The 20,053-nt window shown below is 58.7% G+C and carries 11 protein-coding genes and 5 pseudogenes; 9 read left to right on the plus strand and 7 right to left on the minus strand.

The genetic code is table 11. From position 1 onward, the window contains the following. Nucleotides 1-3 precede the first annotated feature (3 nt). Nucleotides 4-651: pseudogene (locus tag PFZ56_RS05560) on the plus strand (VacJ family lipoprotein); the annotation flags it as partial. Between the two features lie 63 nt (nt 652-714). On the opposite strand, the gene PFZ56_RS05565 reads toward PFZ56_RS05560, so the two are convergent. Continuing rightward, nucleotides 715-2,094 (minus strand): amidohydrolase, encoded by a 1,380-nt coding sequence (locus PFZ56_RS05565; RefSeq protein WP_394304593.1) that lies wholly within the window; start codon nt 2,092-2,094, stop codon nt 715-717. A gap of 196 nt (nt 2,095-2,290) precedes the next feature. On the opposite strand from PFZ56_RS05565, the gene PFZ56_RS05570 reads away from it, so the two are divergent. Continuing rightward, complete coding sequence (locus tag PFZ56_RS05570; protein ID WP_394304594.1) at nt 2,291-2,536, plus strand: hypothetical protein; 246 nt, start codon at nt 2,291-2,293, stop codon at nt 2,534-2,536. 121 nt (nt 2,537-2,657) lie between these two features. Further along, nucleotides 2,658-3,510: pseudogene (locus PFZ56_RS05575) on the plus strand (IS5 family transposase). On the opposite strand, the gene PFZ56_RS05580 reads toward PFZ56_RS05575, so the two are convergent. The 4 genes and pseudogenes from PFZ56_RS05580 to PFZ56_RS05595 form a co-directional block, all read right to left on the minus strand. After that, entirely contained in the window at nt 3,481-3,945 is a 465-nt protein-coding gene (locus tag PFZ56_RS05580; RefSeq protein WP_394304595.1) for a hypothetical protein, read from the minus strand. The pseudogene PFZ56_RS05575 and the gene PFZ56_RS05580 sit on opposite strands and share 30 nt — an antisense overlap. A gap of 189 nt (nt 3,946-4,134) precedes the next feature. Further along, complete coding sequence (locus PFZ56_RS05585; protein ID WP_394304596.1) at nt 4,135-4,440, minus strand: hypothetical protein; 306 nt, start codon at nt 4,438-4,440, stop codon at nt 4,135-4,137. Nucleotides 4,441-4,791: 351 nt separating this feature from the next. Next, the gene (locus PFZ56_RS05590; protein ID WP_394304597.1) at nt 4,792-8,217 is read right to left on the minus strand and encodes an autotransporter outer membrane beta-barrel domain-containing protein; all 3,426 of its coding nucleotides are present in this window, start codon (nt 8,215-8,217) and stop codon (nt 4,792-4,794) included. A 173-nt stretch (nt 8,218-8,390) separates the two neighbouring features. Then, nucleotides 8,391-8,714 (minus strand): annotated as a pseudogene (locus PFZ56_RS05595) (transposase); the annotation flags it as partial. A 244-nt stretch (nt 8,715-8,958) separates the two neighbouring features. On the opposite strand from PFZ56_RS05595, the gene PFZ56_RS05600 reads away from it, so the two are divergent. The 4 genes from PFZ56_RS05600 to PFZ56_RS05615 are packed head-to-tail and all read left to right on the plus strand — an operon-like array spanning nt 8,959 to nt 16,851. After that, a complete protein-coding gene (locus PFZ56_RS05600) occupies nt 8,959-11,715 on the plus strand; it encodes an ATP-binding protein (RefSeq protein ID WP_394304598.1) in 2,757 nt (918 codons plus the stop codon). Continuing rightward, a complete protein-coding gene (locus tag PFZ56_RS05605) occupies nt 11,712-12,938 on the plus strand; it encodes an EAL domain-containing protein (RefSeq protein ID WP_394304599.1) in 1,227 nt (408 codons plus the stop codon). The genes PFZ56_RS05600 and PFZ56_RS05605 overlap by 4 nt, the downstream gene beginning before the upstream one ends. An 8-nt stretch (nt 12,939-12,946) precedes the next feature. Next, nucleotides 12,947-16,135, plus strand: coding sequence for an ATP-binding protein (locus tag PFZ56_RS05610; RefSeq protein WP_394304600.1), 3,189 nt, complete (start codon nt 12,947-12,949; stop codon nt 16,133-16,135). A 59-nt stretch (nt 16,136-16,194) separates the two neighbouring features. Continuing rightward, nucleotides 16,195-16,851, plus strand: coding sequence for a response regulator (locus PFZ56_RS05615; protein WP_394304601.1), 657 nt, complete (start codon nt 16,195-16,197; stop codon nt 16,849-16,851). A 129-nt stretch (nt 16,852-16,980) separates the two neighbouring features. On the opposite strand, the pseudogene PFZ56_RS05620 reads toward PFZ56_RS05615, so the two are convergent. Next, nucleotides 16,981-17,298 (minus strand): annotated as a pseudogene (locus tag PFZ56_RS05620) (Lrp/AsnC family transcriptional regulator); the annotation flags it as partial. A 107-nt stretch (nt 17,299-17,405) separates the two neighbouring features. Between PFZ56_RS05620 and PFZ56_RS05625 the strand changes: the two are divergent. Both PFZ56_RS05625 and PFZ56_RS05630 read left to right on the plus strand, forming a co-directional pair. Then, nucleotides 17,406-18,258 (plus strand): annotated as a pseudogene (locus PFZ56_RS05625) (IS5 family transposase). Nucleotides 18,259-18,375: 117 nt separating this feature from the next. Next, nucleotides 18,376-18,771, plus strand: coding sequence for a hypothetical protein (locus PFZ56_RS05630; protein ID WP_394304602.1), 396 nt, complete (start codon nt 18,376-18,378; stop codon nt 18,769-18,771). Nucleotides 18,772-19,059: 288 nt separating this feature from the next. Here the strand turns inward: PFZ56_RS05630 and PFZ56_RS05635 are convergent, their stop codons facing one another. Continuing rightward, the gene (locus tag PFZ56_RS05635; RefSeq protein ID WP_394304603.1) at nt 19,060-20,016 is read right to left on the minus strand and encodes a LysR family transcriptional regulator; all 957 of its coding nucleotides are present in this window, start codon (nt 20,014-20,016) and stop codon (nt 19,060-19,062) included. Nucleotides 20,017-20,053: the final 37 nt, after the last annotated feature.

Consider the following 20,053-nt stretch of genomic DNA (forward strand, 5'->3'; position numbering starts at 1 on the left):
AGTTCGACCCTCGATGCTCTTGGTATCGATGATCCGCTGGAACCGCTAAATCGTAGGGTCTACCACTTCAATTATAGCTTTGATCAGTGGGTGTTGCTGCCCATGGTCGATAGCTATCACTACCTCACACCACGTTTTGTACGCTCAGGTGTCAGTAACTTCTTCAACAACTTGGGCGATATTCCCAATCTGTTAAATAGCTTGTTGCAACTCAGGGGCAAGCGATCGATGGAAAACACCGCTCGCCTTTTGCTCAACACCACCCTAGGGGTGGCTGGTGTGTGGGATCCGGCGACCGAGATGAGGTTACGCAGACAAAACGAGGATTTTGGCCAAACATTAGGTTTCTATGGAGTTCCTGGAGGAGCCTATCTGGTTTTGCCGGTGTTCGGCCCCTCGAATCTACGAGACACAACTGGCCTCGCTTTCGACATAGCGGCGGTACAGAAAATTGATGCTCTCAACATTTCGACAACCAGCAAGAATTATCCTGAGATCTGGGTTCTACAAATAATTGATACGCGCGACAAGGTCAATTTTCGCTACGGCCAGTTGAACTCACCATTCGAGTACGAAAAAGTTCGTTATATCTACACCAAGGCCAGGGAGATGAAAATTGCAATCCTGCATACAGAAGAACCTGAGCCCTAGCGCTCTGCTGATCCTGAAGCAGTGGCGCAGGCACAACTGCTTGTGCTCTGCGCCGTGCCCACCTTAACGTTTCGCCAGAATGCTCAAGACCGCTACGGTGTTGACTTTGGCACCCAACGCAATGGCTGACAGATCGACAAAAAAGTCTGGATTATGGTTCGAGTACGGAAATGGACGACCCTCAGCCTGAGCCTTGGCAAAGAGCTCTGGTGGTGCAACACCGACTAGCAGAAAAGTATAAGGCGTTCCCAACGGCTTGAAAGCTTCCTGGAAATCTTCCGACCCCATAACGGCCGGAAAATGATCAATCACCTTGCCCTGCCCGAGCAACGCCTCCAGCGAGGGGTTGATCCTGGCAACCAGCGCCTTGTCATTGATCAGTGGCCCTGAATTGCCCTTCATCAATCGCGTCGGCATCTGGTCGGCACTGACGCCCGCAGCGATGGCTATACCACGGTTGATCTCATCAATTCGCTTGAGCATATGCTCGCGAACGTCTGCAGTGAACCAGCGTAAATTGAGCTTCAAGACAGAAGTTTCCGGGATAACGTTGTTGTCGCGCCCAGCGACAATCGAACCGACCGACAACACCGCAGATGCCTGGGGATCGAGGTTACGACTGATGATGGTTTGATAGCTCATGACCGCTTGCGCCGCCATGACCACGGGATCGATGGTCATTTGCGGCGTAGAACCATGCCCCCCGAGCCCATTGAAAGTGATATCGAGTTGATCGACACCGGCCATGCGTACACCCGGTGAACTGGAGATGGTCCCAACCGGACCAGGAGCCGTGTGGGTGCCAAATGCATAGTCGGGTTTCGGGAAACCACGCTCCCACAGACGATCATCGACCATCGCCTGCGCCCCGAGCCCCACCTCCTCGGCAGGCTGTGCATACACCACCAGAGTGCCTGACCAATCGGTCTTCATGGCCACCATGGCCGTGGCCAGTCCCAGCAGCCATGTGACATGAGCGTCATGCCCGCAAGCATGCATCACGTCGATTTCACTGCCATCGGGCAAGCGCTGCTTTTCTTTAGCTGCATAGGCCAACCCTGTCGTTTCACGTACCGAGTTTGAGTCCATATCGGCCCGGAACCAAACCGTTGGTCCCGGGCCATTTTTGAGTATCGCGACGACCCCGGTCTTGCCAATGCCTTCGGTCACCGTAAAGCCAAGGCTCTTCAGTTCCTTGGCAACAATAGCCGCGGTGCGTGTTTCCATGAATGCAATCTCAGGGTGTTGATGCAGGTCTTTGAAGATAGCGGTGAGGCGCAGCGTGTCTGTATCAAGGGTCGTGCTGACCTTATCAATCAGCGCTTGAGGAAGTACCGAGTCGCTACTGGTGGGACTATCTAGCGCTATGACGTTCGTCGCACTCAGAAACAAAGCACCTAGCCCAGCGAGGTGCGGTAGAAGCCGGACGGTAGTAATTCTCATTAAAATTCCCCAGTTCGCAGATAGAAAGTTCAGATCAGGCTAGTCGCAAATCCGACTTACAGTCGCTATCGCGCTTACACTACCTCCAGCGATGGTCTCGATTTATATCTTTCAGGTTGCCTCCGGCGCATTCAATAGACGCAAGCCATCAGCAGATGGCTTGCGTACTGAGACGCTGAATTCTGATTAATTTGTCATGATGCACGCACGCCGGGCTGATATCCGCGCTGCCACGCATGATGCTGTTCTTCTTGCGCCCAAACAGCACCAGCTAACCGTTACCGTCGATTTTAGCGAGGGGGTGACGGTACCCAGCTTAATCACTGCCGACCGGTCTGGTGGTGCTTTAACCCCGACCACCAGGGTGGTGATAGAGGCCGGTGGCGTTGATACCAAAGCCGTCAACTGGGCTAGGGTAAAACGCTATCAAGCAGAGCAGTGAGGTGTACGGTGGCATTCGGCTATTGTGGCCTAGGCTCTGTACGAAATTCGCCGAACCAATTTGAATACCACTGGCGTCACGATTCAGTACAGTCCGCGTCCATCAAAGGCAGGAGCCCACGATGACCAAACGGTACGAACTTCCCGACGCAGCCTGGGACTTGGTTGCAGATATCGTCGATGAACCTCGCCGTAGCGGGCGCCCACGAACAGATGATCGCTTGATGCTCAACGGTGTCCTTTGGGTGCTTTGTTCTGGCGCTGCCTGGCGCGACATGCCCGAGCGTTTCGGCCCCTGATCAACGGTTTATCAACGCCTTCGTGACTGGCGCAATCGGGGAGCGTTTGACCAGATGTTCAAACGGCTTCACATCAAGCTCAACGAGCAAGGGTTAATTGAGCTGGAGACCTGGATGATTGACTCCACCGTAGTACGAGCAACCCGGGCCTCTTCTGGTGCCGGGAAAAACGGGGGCCTGAAGAACCACAAGATCACGCGCTCGGACGCAGCCGGGGCGGCCTGACGACCAAGGTTCACTGCTGTGCGATGCGAATGGTGTGCCACTGAAATTTCTATTGTCGGGCGGAAAAGTCCGCGACATCGCTTGTGCTCAGCCGTTGCTCGATGAAACGTACATACCCAGCTTGCGCGGTCGCCCCCACAAACGCGACCGATGGTTGCTGGCCGATAAAGGCTATGACGCCGAAGTGTTGCGTCGCTACTGCGATCGGTATCGGATGCAGCCGGTGATTCCTCTGCGCAGCATAAAACGCAAACCAAAGCCGGGGCTGCCGAGACTGTTTGATCGTCCCAAGTACCGACAGCGTAATATCATCGAGCGTATGTTTGGCTGGCTGAAGGAGAATCGCAGGATCGGAACTCGCTACGACAAGCTGGCAAGAAGTTTTGCCGCCATGGTCACACCGGCCTGCACGCTGCGGTGCCTACGACAGTACTTTTCGTACAGAACCTAGCACGCCGACCGCGCCGTCGCCCTGGGCGTCGATGTTGACCCGGGTGGCCTTGATGCTGGCCGAGATGCCGTACTCGCGCGAGACATACAAGCCGTGGGCGTTGTTACCCAACGTAGTCACTACGCCGTCTGTCAGCGTGACCGAGCCTGCGCAGTTGTCAATGCCGAGATGCGCCGACTCGATGTCGAAGCGGGTGGCAGTAAAAGTGGTGTTGGCGCTTGGTAGCCAGACGCCGCAGCTTCCTACGCCTAACACACGAATGGTCACGCTATCAACAACGGCCGAAGTGTTGCTGGCGTTCCAATTGAAGCCGCCGAGGCGGTCGCCTGTGAACGTAAGCGTGGCGTTGCGGAGGTAAGCGGCACCACCCGAACCAAGGTAGATTCCGCTCTCAGCAGCCGTAAAACTACCGCCGTCTATCTCGAAGCCCCCCATTCCGGCGCTCGCGCCCCCTGCTGGCGTTGACCACGGAATCGCGCAGTGTAACTGCAGAGTTTGCGCCGTTCGCATTGAAGCCAGTGGCTACGATAGACCCACCTTGGATCGTGATACGGCCGCCATTTGGCGCGTCAGCGCCGCGGAAAGACGCTCCTTGCGTGGAAATATCAGTTTGACTGGTCTTAATCAGGCCGCCAGCACCGACGGCTTGAAGGCCCCAAACGCATTGACGGTGCTGCCCCTCAGTTCAACGACGCCGCCAGTAAGGGCGCGCACGCCGATGGTGGATATGGCCCCCGAGCCGGCGGTGACGGTGACTCCCTCGCCGCGCACCGCGCTGCCAACGACGGATACGTCGATCGCGGCGCCTGTGCCGGTGTGCATGACGTTGTCGCCGCTATTCAGCGTGAGCTGGGTGCTTCCGGAGGCATCATTGACAATGATTTGATCGAGATTCGCAGAAAAGGCAGGCCTGACGAAGAATACCAGCATTGCGGTCAGCAATCTTGATAGGTAGGTGCAGATCCTGCTCCCGCAGGTCCTGATTTCTCGGCCTAAACGCCGCCTATCTTGCAGCCGCAGACCAAATACGAGCGCGCTTGACTGACCGGGAAGCGCAGGCGAAGTCCTATGAAACAGGATTAAAGTGGCCTTCGTATGGACCTCAACTCGCAATGGGAGGCACGTAACCAGCGAGCAAACCGCAGGGATGGGCTCAAGACGATAGTAGAGTTTTTCATAGACATTTATTGCCCAATTTAAGCGCTCCATGTAATCGTTAGCTTGCTGCACGTAGTCAGCACCGTGGACCTGCTGCACGCTCGCAGCAAGTACTAATGGCAGTTAGAACGCAATATTCAGTGTGACAGTGCCTCCCAGGCTGGAACCATCGCCCTGGCCAAGAGCAAAGTTGTAGTCCCCGGAAACTGAAACGCTGACCTTGTCGCTCACATAGCCAGACGCCCCCAGGCCCAGCTGAGCCCAGGTTCCCCCCAAATCGGTGCTCAAGACCACCGGACGGGCGCCCACCAGATCAGTGAAGGTGGTTTTCGCCTGGGCCCCGAAGCTATGCCAGGTGTTGGCCCGGCCCCACGTGGTGATCTGTCGACGATTCTCGGTGATCCAGTCCTTGCTCAAGCGCCCTCCCAGGCGGCCGTGAATCACGCCCTCATTGCTGTAACGCACCTGGCCGAAGTCATCGCGGGCATCGTCAAGTATCAGTCGCTGATACACCGCCTGGGCCTGGGGCGTAATCATCCAGCCATCGCCCAGCGCCAGCGGATAACCGCCCTCCAGCGAGCCGCTGAAATCCCAACCATCCGTTTTCAGGGTTTGCGCCTGCTCGCCTTGGCCGCCCGCCCGTATATGGCTGTAGCGGGTGCCTTGCAAGACCACATCGGCATAAAAGCCCGATGGTTTTTTATGGGTGCCGTACAGGCCAAGCGAGTAACCGTTCATCGATGTTTTACCAGCTCGGGCGCCATGAATCTGGTCGATTGTCGCCTGCACCGTGCCCGCGCCGACATAGAAACCTGCGGTGTTGCTTGAACCGCTTTGCAGTTTTTGCCCCCATGTATCCATGCCGACCTGGAAGCCGCCGATATCATAGTCATAGGAAGGGCCGTGATTCTGAAAGTCCTTGAACCGATCAAGCCGACTACCAGTGCCATACTCGACATCGCCGGACTCGCCAAACACTCGTCCCCACAGGGTATTGGGGCGTGCCTCGCCGCACTTGGCCCGCACGCCGACATAACTACTCATGCGCTCATCGCACGTCCCTAGCATGGCCAGACCAAAGCGGCTGATCAGTGCTGGCGCCACCGTATAGACTGGTACTTCGGGTCGATAGGTTTCAGTGGTTGAGCGTAAGAACCAGCTATCCGCATTGGCCTGCCCACCCCGGTAGAGGCTGTATTCGTATGCCCCTGCAGCGACACGACTCCCCAGGACAAAGGCCTCCTTGTCGGTGGTGCCACCATTCACAGTATCGATAATTTTGATACCATCACCGGTGGTCAAGGCCCCCAGCCCTCCCACGTTATTGATCAGCAGATAAGTGTTTCCGGACGCATGACCACCGTCAATCACCAAGGTGTCAGATAGCGAATCGCTCTGCCCGAGTCTGGTGTTCAAGGTGATACGACCATCGTTACCAACATAATTGTTGACGGTCAGTGTCTTGTAGTCGCTGGCATTTACCGGGTTATCGGGGCTGGAAAAAACGATGCTGCTCGTGTCATTGACCAGGCGGGTCAGTCTTGAGGAGCCGCTCATGTTCCAGAGGCTTGAATCGCTGAGAGTTAGATTTGAAACGCTGCCCCCGTTGTCTTTCAAGGCGGCGCCCGACAGGTATGAATGATCGGTAACTGTTAGGTTGAGTTTGCCCACCACGTCCAAGGCAATGCCATTGTCGGCGGTGATGCTTGAACGTACCAATGAGATTTCACTGGCCCCACCTGTGATGCTGACCCCGGTGCCTGAGGAGCGAATCAGGCTGTCGGTCAGGGCCACCTCATTGTTCGTCCCCGGCGCTGAGAACTTCCCCAGGATGCCGCTGGCGCCTGTCCCTGTGGCCACGATCGAGCTATTGCTCAGGTTCACCTGGCTTGCGGACGATAGCTCGATACCGTGAGCGGAGGCCCCCTGTGTGGATATGGTCGAATCAATGACATCAATCCAGCTGTTGCCCTCTGCATACAGTGCGCTGGCTTGGGCTCCTGACGTTGCAATCGTGCTGCCCTGGAGGTTCACCGCAGCGTTGTTGAAGGCGCGTACTCCATAGCCGAGGGTACCCTGTGTCTGGATCGCCGTATGATCGACGGCAAGCACGGCAGTGGATTCGGCCGAAAGACCACTTGACCGGTCGCCACGGGTACTCACAGTGCTGTGACTCAGGGTGACGCTCGAACCTTGCTGGAAGGCCGCGACACCTGCCGCACTCGTACCGGAGGTTGAAATGACCACGTTGTCAGCAACTGCGTTGGCCTGTAGGCCCGACGCATTGGCGGTAGCCAGCAACCCAGCACTGGCATTCCCGGTGGTGGTGATGGATGAATCGCTCAACGTCAAAGTGCCGCCCGCCTCTGCGCGAGCGCCAGTGGCAGACTGGCCGCTGGTATTTATCTGGCCGCCAGCGAATTCAATTGCGCTATTGGAGTGTGCATACACGCCGTGGGCATTGGCACCGGTGGTTTCAACGCCCACCTCCAAGGCCCTGATACTGACGCTATCAACCGTCGGTTTATAGGTGGAGAACAGCCCATAGGCGTAAGTGCCGCTGGTATTGACCGTGAGATGGCTAAGCTTGGCCAAGCTGCCACCGGTGACCCAAACACCATAGGCCGATAATGACCCGGTACCCCCTGGCGCAAGGGTACGGATGGAGCCACCGGAATAGGACAACGTACTTTTTCCTTCCACCCTGACAGCATTGGATAACGAGCCTCGTGTTTCCACCGAGGTGTCAGTGACCACGACATGTGAGCCAACACCGGAATCATCACCCAGGACCATAAGGCCTGGAGCATTGTCACCCGTGCTGAGCAAGGTACTGTCCGAAATCCTCACGTTTCCACGCTGTGCATTGACCACGCGGGCCCCGGCGCCCAATGTCGTGATCGAGACGCCAGACAACTCCATGCTGGCCTTGGAAACAGCGCTTGCGCCGTATGCAGTGGCGCCCGACGTATTGACCGTAACGTTACGCGCAACGATACCGTTCTGGCCGAGGGCGGGGTCCGTAAAGGCATAAAGGCCATGGGCAAAAGCACCTGAGGTGCTAACGGCCAGATTGGCAAGTTCGGCGAGCCCCTTACCCGTGACCCAGACGCCGTAGGCGGCGCTGCTGCTGTTACCGGAGCTGGAAGTTGTCTGGATACTGCCACCTACCAGATGTATCGCCCCTACGTTCTCCAGTTTTACCCCCACGGCATTTTGCCCCGAGGTCGTTACTTGCAAGTTATTGGCAACAACCGATGAACCTGGGTTGCGTACAAGTACTCCATATCCTGGGACGCCGTCAGCGTTCGTAGTCACGAGCGTGCCGTTGGATAAGACATGCTCTGCTCCGTCACTCACTGCTAGAGCCCAAGATCGGTCACTGTACTGCGCAACTGGAAATACAAGTACATAAACCATCACCCCCTTCAAATACCGGTCTCTTAATGTGGAGGGGCGTATCCTCAAAAACATCGACAGCTCAATAACATCCATCAGGAAGCGAGCGCACTGGGTTAACTTTGTTACTTGCAACGAGAGTTTCAACATGACCTCACAATATTGGATGGAGAATCACCAATATATTTCAGCTAACTTCGGGCATTGCCGATTTTGAAAATGAACAACCGATCCAAAACGCTCAAATTATTCACTCATTCCTGATTTTTCAGCCGCTTCAAACACCTCGCGGCGGCTATTCCCCGCATTACGCGGCGTACCTCTCATGCATAGCTCAGTAAATGTCGGTGAGCTATCCACAGATTCGATGATACAAACAGCGTCACCAGCTGTGCCGCGTTCTTGGTCAGACTACGGAAGCGCCTTTTAATCTGACCGAACTGGCGCGTGATCACCCAAAATGGACACTCAACCTCGGCCCGTGCCTGCGCTTTGCAGTATTCGATCTTGCGCTTGACCTTGTAGATTCGGCTGCGTTTATTCAACTTTGAATAGGTACTACGGCCGACAGCGATCTGCCAGATCAGCTCACGACTTTCGTGTTCCTCGCACTTCTCGATACCGGTATATCAGGCGTCTTCACACACGGTGCTTCCGTGGCCTGGGTGACGCCGGCTACGTCTACGGCGGCTACCATCAGCACAAAGGTACAGGCAAGCAGACAAACTAAAATATAAGAAATTTCTTAAGCCTCCTGGCATTAAGAATATTCTGAAGACGGGAACGGAAAGTTCTCCTTAGCATGGAGCAATGCATACACCAGCCAATTTTTCAGCCCTTACCAGCCACTTTTCCGGATCCTATATTCCGGTGGTCCTGCTGCGGATGTTCATGTACAGCCTGCTGTTCTGCATCATGATCATCGCCGGCTTCGTGATTCAATGGTCACTTAATGAAACACTTTCCAACTATCGCCGGCAGATGAACGCCGCGGCATTTAACGCCCAACAATTCTTCAATCAACGGGAAAGCCTGTTGAAGGCCATTTCTTCCTCGGCGGTACGCACTAGCGATGATCGCCTTAGTTCTTCCACCCGCAACTTTCTGGCAACTAACGAGCAACTGCGGATATTGCCATTCGGCCGTGCCGAGCCACCGCGCTGGGCACTGGTGCTCACCGCCCGCGATCTGGTCGAGGTCGACAACACCCACAGCCAACTGCTCTACCTGGCCCCGGAACAGGGCCTAGTCAGCACCCTCTACGAACCGTCGGGCAGCAAACCCACACTGCCATCCGACGACGCCAACGCCGCCCCCTGGCTCAAGCAGCTTGACCAGCGCGCAGCACAGAACCTGCTGACCCAGCCCCCAGGGGCGCGTACCCTGTGGTACTGGACCGGCGCCAACGTCAACAAACAGGTGTACCTGCTTCGCCCAGTGGACGAACACCAGGCCAGCGAGGGTTGGCTTGGTCTGGAACTCACCAAAATCGATCAGGCCCTCGACCCTCTGGGCCTGCACCAGGGCAAGTACCTGCTCTATGACGCCCAGGGCGCGTTGGTGCTGCACAGCACCAACTGGCAAGTGCCCGGTAGCCTGTCGCGCCTGCAGGCCGACGAAGACTCCTTCGGCCTTCACCGTCTAGGCGGGTTGCCTGACTACATCGAGCTCAACAAATCCGTGGGCAACGCCGGCTGGCGCCTAGTGTACTACGCGCCAGTCAGCCAATTGTTGCAAGACAGCTCCGCTCTGCTGTACAGCACCCTGGTGGTGACCTTGCTGCTGTTTGCAGCGACCTTTCTCGGCGCCCGCTACATCCGCCTGCGTCTGGTGGAACCTGCAATGCGTCACTACAGCGCCCTGACGGACAGCGTTTCCCTCAACCAGCGCTTCATCGAGGTTGCGCCAGTTGGCCTGTGCCTGATGCGCCGTGACAATGGTCGGCTGATCCTGTGTAACGAGTCCGGACGTCGCTGGCTAGACTCGGTCCCCGGCTTGCGCGAGCGAATCCTGGAGGTGCCGCACAACCGCGTACACACCATCGACCACGCACTGCAGGACGGCACGTTCATCCAGCTGATATGCGCCCCCACCGGCTACAACGGCGTGGCCGCGGTGTTGTGCTGTATCAGCGACGTCACCGACTTCAAGGTGGCCGAAAAGTCGCTGCTGCAGGCCAAGCAGCTCTCGGACCAAGCCAGCCACGAGAAAACCCTGTTCCTCAGTACCCTGAGCCACGAGATCCGCACGCCCATGTACGGCATCCTCGGCTCCCTGGAAATGCTCCGCACCACCGCCGTCAGCGCCGAACAAAGCGACTATCTGGACGCCAGCCAGCAAGCCTCCTCGGCGCTGATGCGAACCATCAACGACACCCTCGACCTGTCGCTGATCGAGTCCGGCCGCTTGAGCCTGAACCTCGCACCGTTCTCCCCGGTGAGACTGATGGAGGAAGTTGCCCTCAGTTACTCGGCACGGGCCCGTAGCAAGGGCTTGCGCCTGTACGTGACCCTGGACCCGAATGTCGCCGAGCAGGTGCTCGGCGACGGCGAGCGCATTCGCCAGATCCTCAACAACCTGGTGAGCAACGCCATCAAGTTCACCGAATCCGGCCACGTGGTGCTGCGCCTGCATGCCGAAGCGCCGGCGGGCCAGGCTCCGCGCCTGCGTTTCCAGGTGGTGGACAGCGGCCCGGGAATCGCACCGGAGTTCCAGGCCAACCTGTTCGAGCCCTATTACCGTGTCCCCAACTGGCTGGGCCAGAAGACCTCGGGCACCGGGCTCGGCCTGGCCATCTGCCAACGGCTGGCGTGCATGATGCAGGGGCAGTTGACCGCCATCAGCGAGCCGGGGCTGGGCTCCAGTTTCAGTTTCAGCCTGGCCCTGGAGCCCTGCAACGCGGCACCGGCGCCGGACCTGCCGCGCCTGGGAGTAACCCTAGTGTATGTGCGCGGTGATGTCCTGGAAGTGAACCTCAACCTCTGCCACTGGTTACACCGCTGGGGCGCGCTGGCGATTCCCTATGTCGCCGAACGCGACCCGCAGTCCCGCAAGGCGGTGCTGGTCGAGGCCTTTCTCGGCCCATCACGGCCGGTGGCCTGGAGTGGCCCGCGAGTGATCATGCACGCGCCCGGCATGGGTACGCCGCAGCACCAGGCCAGCGACAGCTGGATCGCCCGCACCTTCAACCTCGACAGCCTGCGCAATGCCGTAGCCCAGGCCCAGTCCGGCATCGTCGCCGAGCGCCGCTTCGCCTCCCCCGAGGCCCTGGTTCCGAGCCTGGACCTCAAGCTGCTGGCGGTGGACGACAGCCCGTTGTCACTGCAGGTGATCTTTCAGCAGGGCCGCTACCTGGGCAACCACATGGAAGCCTGCGCCAGTGCCGTCAAGGCCCTGAAACGCAGCGACCTGCTGTCCTTCGACGCCGTGCTGACCGACCTGCAGATGGCGCACATGGACGGCCTGTCGTTTGCCCGTGCCTTGCGCAAGCGCGGGTTCGACGGCCCCATCATCGGCATCACCGGTGAACTCTCGCCCGCACTGCGCAGCCGCTGTGAAGCGGCCGGGATCCGCCAACTGCTCCTCAAGCCGGTCCCCCTGGACGCCTTGAGCGAGGTACTACAATCCATCAAGAGGAAAGTCATGTGAGCTTGCCCAAAACCCTGCGCGTCCTGGTGCTGGACGACCACCCGATACACTGCATGCAGGCCCGGCAACTGCTGCAGCAGGCAGGGTTCGGTCCGGTGGACAGCGCCCTGGACGCGCGCCAGGCCCTGGCCATGCTGCACCGCCAGGTCTACGACCTGGTGCTGGTGGACCTGCACATGCCGGAAATGGATGGGGTGCAGTTCATCCACGCCCTGACCGGCGTCGAGCAAGTGCCGATCCTGGCGATCGTTTCCTCCTGCTCGCGACGGCTGATGAACAGCGTCAGCCTGATGGCCAAGGAGAAAGGCCTGGCGGTGCTCGGGACCTTCCCAAAGCCACTGGAAGCGACCCACGTCGAGCAGATCAGCGCCATCATCGGCAACCGCCAGGGCCACGGGGTTGTGCCCCGGCCCGAGCATGCGGCGGTGTTCGACCGCCAGGTGCTGGAGCGGGCCATCGAGCGTCGCGAACTCAAGGCCAGGTTCCAGCCCCGGCGCTCACTGAGCAGTGGCCGGATCGTCGGCGCCGAGGCCCTGGTGCGCTGGGACAGCCCGTCCTTCGGCCTGCTGATGCCGGACTCGTTCCTGGCCTCGATCAGCCGGTGCCAACTGGACCATCAACTGTTGCTGCTGATGCTCGACGACGCGATCCAGGCGCAGCAGCACTGGCAGCGCCTGGGCTATCGCCTCAAGGTCTCGGTCAACCTGCCCACCGGGCTGCTGGACGACCCCGGCCTGCCGGACCAGTTGCAGCGCCTGACCGTTGCCGCCGGGCTGTCCACCAGCGACCTGTGCTTCGAGCTGCTGGAGACCGAACGGCCGCTGTCCCCAGGCCAGTACCACATGGGCGCCAGCCGCCTGCGCCTGAAAGGTTTCGGCCTGGCTCAGGATGACTTCGGCATGGGCTACAGTTCCATGTACGCATTGATATCCACGCCCTTTACCGAAATGAAAATCGATCGCCACTTCGTCCACGGCGCCGCCACCGATGAAACCCGTGCCGCGGCCCTGGTGGCGGCGGTGCAGCTGGGCCGGCAATTAGGCCTGGAAGTGGTGGCAGAGGGCGTAGAATCGGCTCGCGATCTGGAGTTCTTGCGCCAAATTGGTTGCGACAGCGCCCAGGGCTATCTTATTTCTGCGGCATTGGAGCAGGAGGCGTTTACACAATTGCTGGGATGCAGTGTTGTCACACCCGAGCTTTTCTCACTCACCCAGCACGTCTAACCCAACCCATGCCAGATATCCCGCTACGACGCATTGCACAAAACTTCAGACGACTGAATCTGCTCCTGTTCGTCATCCTGCCTTTGCTGCTGATCATGGGCGGCGCTCTGTTCTGGGGTGGCCAGCGGATCATTCGCCAGGAGCAGGAACGGATTGCCGTGGACTTCCAGTTGCTGACCCGCTACCTGGATGAGCAGAAAGTCCTGCTCGAGCGCGTGAAAAGCGAGCCATTCGGCAATCATGACCCGCAGAGCCCAGCCAGCATTTTTCGCCTCATGGACCAGCAGTATGCACTTGGCGCCACCCTGTTCCAGGGCAGCCATTCAAGCGTAGAAACTCCCTTCACCCTGGTCTGCGAGGACATGCTCCAATGCCCCCTGGACAGCCCCCGAGCGGCGAGTTTCGGCCGCTACCTGGCGGACCTCTACTCCAGTTTCTGGGTCCGCTCAAGCTACCCGGCCTCGGCCTTGCTGGTGGTGGATGCCGGTACCGGCAGCAGCTACACCGTACCGACGGTCGACACGCACCAGCCGCAACTGTCCGCCGCCCAGGTCATGGCCAGCATCCAGACCATACGCAACAGCGCTCACGGCAGCCACGACGATGAAGTGCGCTGGATTCGCCTGCCGGGGTTTGCCGACCATCTGCTGGCCTTCACCCCGCTGCGCGCGCCACACCTCGGCACAGGCTCACCCCAAGCCGGCACCTACGCCGCGGCCTTGACCCATCGCCAGCGCATCAATGTCTTTTCGCGGCCGACGCAACCTAACTTCTATGACGCTTTCTGGTTGGAAAACCAGCACGATGGCTTGCTGCTGGGAGAACGCCCGCAACCTGTGGACAGGGAACAGGAGTTCAGCCTGCGCGGCGACGGCCTGGTGTTTCGCATCAGTGATGAGCGCGCCACTTGGACCGGCTATTACCTGTTGAGCTACCGGACCCTGTTCCTTGGCCACTCCTGGCCCCTGGCGGGGCTCCTCTTGCTGCTGGTACTGAGCCCCGTGGCCGGACGCAGCTACGTCCGCTGGTATCAACGGCGGGTCATAGTGCCGGCGCAACGGGCCCATAGAGAGCTGGTGGAAAGCGACCAGTTCAACCGGACCCTGCTGGAAACCACCCCGGTGGCCCTGTGCGTGCTAAGCCGCGAGCGCAGCCTGATTGTCTTCGCCAATACCCTGGCCCTGAAGTGGTTCAACACCCAGATTGGCCAGAGCCTGGAGAACAGCGGCCTGGAACTGGAACTGCTGGAGCGGATCAGCCAAGCCAGAGAGCCAGGTGAAATCGAAAACTATCAGAGCCACGACGGACACTCGTTCTACATCGCCTACGCTCCGACTCGTTATCGCAACCAGGAGGTGCTGGTCTGCGCCTTCGCCGACCTGAGTGTCAGGGCACAGATGGAACAGCAACTGACCCAGGCAAAACAGGCGGCCGACAAGGCCAACAGCGCCAAGTCGGTGTTTCTGGCGACCATGAGCCATGAGATCCGCACGCCGCTGTACGGCGTGCTCGGTTCGCTGGAGCTGATGGGCCTGACCGACCTGGACCGCGAACAACGCCAGTTGCTTGAGCGCATCCAGGTGTCCTCGGGCCTGTTGCTGCAGATCATCAGTGACATCCTCGATATCACCCGGATCGAATCCGGCCAACTGTCCCTGGCCGATCAGTCGTTCGACCCCAGGGCGCTGGTGCAACGCTGTACCGCGGCGTTTGTCGACGCGGCCCGAAACAAGGGACTGCTGCTGTTTGCCTCGGTCGACCCAGCCCTGCCGCCTTTGCTCGGCGACACCGGGCGAATCAGCCAGATCCTCACCAACCTGATCAGCAACGCAGTCAAGTTCACCCATTCAGGGCACGTCATCGTACGCGCCCGCTGCGAGAACAGCCGCCGGGGGCGGGTCTGCTTGTCACTGCAAGTGGTGGATACAGGAATCGGCATAGGCCAGGAGGAACAGCAGCAATTGTTCATCCCCTTCTATCAGATCGATGCCCATTCCCACACGGTGCACGGCGCTGGCCTGGGACTGGCGATTTGTGCCCGGTTGGCGGCACTGATGGGCAGCCAGATCCACCTCACCAGCGAACTGGGCCTGGGTAGCAGCTTCACCATGAGCCTGGAACTGCCGGTAGCCGACAAGGTGCCCGTCCCCCCTCTGCCGGACCTCGGCGGTACGCAGATCCAGGTCCACAGCCCACACCACGAACTCACCGACAACCTGTGCCTGTGGCTACAACAATGGGGTGCCCAGGCCAGCCCACTGGACCCGGCGGCCGCGCCCCCCCAAGGCCAGGGCATCCTGTTACGGCTTCTGGAGGACAGCCCCGAGCCGGCGCCACCGGGCACACAATGGCTGCAGATCGACCTCGGCGGTGATCATCAGGAGCAAGGCGCGGGTCTGAACGAAGCCTATGACTTCATGGCCATCGGCCGCCTGATCGAACGCCGCCTCGGGCGTGCTCCGCAGCCCTGCGAACCGCCGCCCTGCGACCTGAGCGGCCTGCCGGCCCTGGGGCTGAATGTGCTGGTGGCTGAGGACAACCCGATCAACCAGGCGACCCTGAGCCATCAATTGCAGCAACTGGGTTGTCGCAACACCCTGGCCGCCGATGGTGCGGAAGCCCTCGACCTGTGGCGAGTGGGTGACTACGACGTACTACTGACCGACGTCAATATGCCGCGCATGAACGGCTATGAGCTGACCTGCATACTGCGGGCATCGGGGGACGACCGGCCGATCATCGGCATCACCGCCAACGCCATGTGCGATGAAGAAGCCCGTTGCCAGGCCGCTGGCATGGACACCTGGCTGGTCAAGCCGGTCGCCCTGCTGACCTTGCGGGCCAGCCTGGCGCAGCTCACCCAACAGCCCCCGCAGGAGGCTCAAATCCCGCCTGCCAACCCAAAGTCGCCCGAAGATCACGGCAGCCTGCCGCCCAACCTGCAACAGATTTTCACCAGCACCATGAAGCTGGACCTCGAACACCTGCGCCAGGCCCTGGACCAGCAAGACTACGAGCGCATCTTCCACCTGCTGCACCGGATACGCGGATCGCTGGCGGTCGCCGGCCACGAGCCTCTGATCCAACAGCTACAAACCCTGGGACAGAGCCTGCGAGAAGTCGGTTTGACGGCCACCACGCGCACGAATAGCCTGACGCTGTTGCACGCCTTGCAGGACATCAGCCAGCCCGACTGACCTCTCGCCGCCCCCACATTCCTGTGCATCTCCTTCGACGAAAACGGATCGTATCCACCATGAAAAAAACCCGAGTTGCCCTGGCTGACGATCATCCCCTGGTGCTAGCTGCAGTCGGCGACTTGTTGCACAAGACCGGCCAATATGAAGTGGTGGCTGCCGTTACCACCCCCAGCGCACTGATCCAGCAACTCACGGACGATCCGCGAATCGACGTGGTGATTACCGATTACTTCATGGAGGGCGACGAGAAGTTCGGCGACGGTATTCGCCTGGTGACTTACCTGATCCGCCACTTCCCCAGGGTCCGGGTGCTGGTGCTGACCATGATGTCCAACCCGATGATCGCGGCCGCGCTGTATGACATCGGCGCGCGCTCGGTGCTGCTCAAGCGCCACGATATGAGCGAACTACTCTGTGCCCTGGAAAACGTCCGGCTGGGGCGCATCCACCACCCGCCGAGCCTAATGGCGCAGAGTGAATTCCACAGCACCCCGGTGCGCTCCATGGCCGACGGCCTGAGCAGCCTCACGCCCAAGGAATACGAGGTGCTGCGGCACTTCGTGCGTGGAGAGTCGATGATGCAGATCGCCGCCAACCTCAAGCGCAGTGTCAAGACCGTCAGCGCGCAGAAGATCTCGGCGATCCGCAAACTCAACCTGGACAGCGACCAGGCCCTAGTCGCGTTCTGCCTAGAGTCCGGAGAGTTCCAGTAGGCGCTAGGGCTTGGACAACGACAGTCAGTGGCGGTGCTGCAACGGAGCAACGTCGCACTCGGCGCACACGTGTCTGTACAGATGGAACTTCATGGCTCCAGCGGGGTAATCATCTGGGAAATCGCTGCCCTACTTGGGCAGCGGCTGGGGAATCGCCAGGCGGCTGGTGGCCTTGACCTCGCGCAGCGCCAGACTCGACTGGATCTAGGCGATGCCCGGCTGGCGCCTGAGCACGTGCTCGACAAAGTTGCTGTAGCTGTCCAGTTCCCGGGCCAGTACCTGCAGCAGGTAGTCGGCGTCGCCGGTGATCTTGTGGCAGGCCTGGACCTCGGGCAGGCGCATGATCACCTGTTCGAAATCGTCCAGGGTCTGGTCAGAGTGGGTGGCGAAACGCACATGGACGAACGCTAGAATGTCCAGCCCCAGCAGGCGCTGGTCGAGGTTAGCCTAGTCTGTAGTAGTTTAGGCTCTTTACGAAATCCGCCGAACCAATTTGAATACCACTGGCGTCACGATTCAGTACAGTCCGCGTCCATCAAAGGCAGGAGCCCACGATGACCAAACGGTACGAACTTCCCGACGCAGCCTGGGACTTGGTTGCAGATATCGTCGATGAACCTCGCCGTAGCGGGCGCCCACGAACAGATGATCGCTTGATGCTCAACGGTGTCCTTTGGGTGCTTTGTTCTGGCGCTGCCTGGCGCGACATGCCCGAGCGTTTCGGCCCCTGATCAACGGTTTATCAACGCCTTCGTGACTGGCGCAATCGGGGAGCGTTTGACCAGATGTTCAAACGGCTTCACATCAAGCTCAACGAGCAAGGGTTAATTGAGCTGGAGACCTGGATGATTGACTCCACCGTAGTACGAGCAACCCGGGCCTCTTCTGGTGCCGGGAAAAACGGGGGCCTGAAGAACCACAAGATCACGCGCTCGGACGCAGCCGGGGCGGCCTGACGACCAAGGTTCACTGCTGTGCGATGCGAATGGTGTGCCACTGAAATTTCTATTGTCGGGCGGAAAAGTCCGCGACATCGCTTGTGCTCAGCCGTTGCTCGATGAAACGTACATACCCAGCTTGCGCGGTCGCCCCCACAAACGCGACCGATGGTTGCTGGCCGATAAAGGCTATGACGCCGAAGTGTTGCGTCGCTACTGCGATCGGTATCGGATGCAGCCGGTGATTCCTCTGCGCAGCATAAAACGCAAACCAAAGCCGGGGCTGCCGAGACTGTTTGATCGTCCCAAGTACCGACAGCGTAATATCATCGAGCGTATGTTTGGCTGGCTGAAGGAGAACCGTCGCATCGTTACGCGTTTTGACAAGCTCGCGAAAGGTTATGCTGCGATGGTCTCATTGGCCTGTGCTATGCGGTGTTTGCAACAATACTCTTCGTACAGAACCTAGCTTCTGAGCTCAATGTGCTACTGATGTTCCAACTCACATTCTTCGGGTCAAGCAGGGAGCGCTGTGCGTTATAGTTCCGCATTAGCTGGCGACGTTTGAAAGCAGTGAGGTGTTGTCATGAATGGGGCAATCGAGTCACAGCCTCTCTCCAGAGGTCAGTGTGCTACTGGTCTACAAGCGGCAACGCTTGTGCTTGAGAAATGGCAAGCGTCCAACATTCAGATTTGCAATATTCTGCGCATTTCTCGCAGCACTATCTCCCGCACCAAACAAGACAATGGACAATTGACTGTTCGCCTTGATCCGGACCAAATGAAGCGGATCAGCTTGATTCTGAACATTCACGCGGCACTGCGCACTATTTTCGATAACCCCAAGAATCTCTATGGTTTCCCTTCCCTAGCCAACCAAAATGATTTCTTCAATGGCCGCTCTCCCCTTGAAATCATGTCTCAGGGAGACCTGATATCTCTGTACGAGACGTATCGAAGAATAGTTGCCATGAGTGTGTAAATGATTGGTAGCTGGTCAAACATCCGCGTTCGAATGTCAAACCAACCCTTCATTACTGCCTTACCATGCTCAAAGGTACTTTTCATATCGTCGCAGCAGTCTTGCCCCTACTATGCCTCATCGCCATACCCGCAGTTTTCATTGAACATAGTTTTATCGGTGCCTGAGTATCCGCCACCCCATTGAGGGGAAGGGCCAGACTGATCGTTGGATGCTTCGACCCGAATTCTTAGTATGTTCGGGACGTCTCCATCACCAGTGAGGCTCGCTGATGGTTGTTTGAGCTCGTTAAGTTGCGACGCATGAGGGTAGAGCTTTGATCAGGTCCTCAACGGAGAGATGCAGGTCCGACGATTCTTGAAAATGCTGCATTAACGCATCTACCACGACCCGAACCCGGGGGGCCAGATAGAGCCGGTGCGGGTAATGCAAAACGAACTCAAGCCCCCCTCCCTGATGCAATTCGGGCATTAGCAACTTAAGGCGCCCTGATCTCAGATAGGGTAGGGCCTGCAGCAATGAGGCTTGGACGATGCCCACGTCGGCCAGCGCTAAATCCAGTAAGGTTTCGGGGTCGGTGGTGGTTAACTGCGGCTTAGGGATTAGCTCATAACTCCGACCATCGGGCGATTTAAAGCGCCAGGCTGCCGGTAGTGCGTGACCAAATCTTGGTATTGCGCAGCTGTGTCGGTGCAACTGCTCGGGGGTGCCGGGACTGCCGTTCAGCCGCAGATATGCTGGGCTGGCAAATAAGGCAACCGGTAGATCGCAGACCCGGCGCACGATCAGGCTGGAGTCTTCCAAGCGGCCACCTCGAATACCAATATCGCAGCCCTCTGCGACCAGATTGACCACTGTGTTATTTAGGTCCACATCAATCTGGAGTTGCGGATACATACGAGTGAGCGCCGGCAGGACGGGCAGCACCCATTCGCGGCCAAAACCCACACCCACTGAGATGCGTACCCGACCGACCGGCGTGCTGGCAGATTGGCTAACATCGGCTACGGCCTCATCCAGTAGCCGAAGCGCAGTTTGGGCACGCAGCAAAAAGTGCTGTCCCTCCTCGGTGGTCGAGAGCCGCCGGGTGCTGCGGTTGAGCAGACGCACGCCCAGCTGACGCTCCAATGTGGCCAGGTTTTTACTGACCGCAGCTGGGCTGACATCGAGGCGCTCAGCGGCCGCCGTGAGACTACCTGTGTTGACTGTTTCGACAAAAGCCAACAAACCTTGCAGATTTTTCATTTGGTTATTTTTAACTTCTGGTTGTTAGTTAATTGAT

It is taken from the genome of Pseudomonas danubii (assembly GCF_042980055.1).
GTDB classification, from domain to species: domain Bacteria; phylum Pseudomonadota; class Gammaproteobacteria; order Pseudomonadales; family Pseudomonadaceae; genus Aquipseudomonas; species Aquipseudomonas danubii.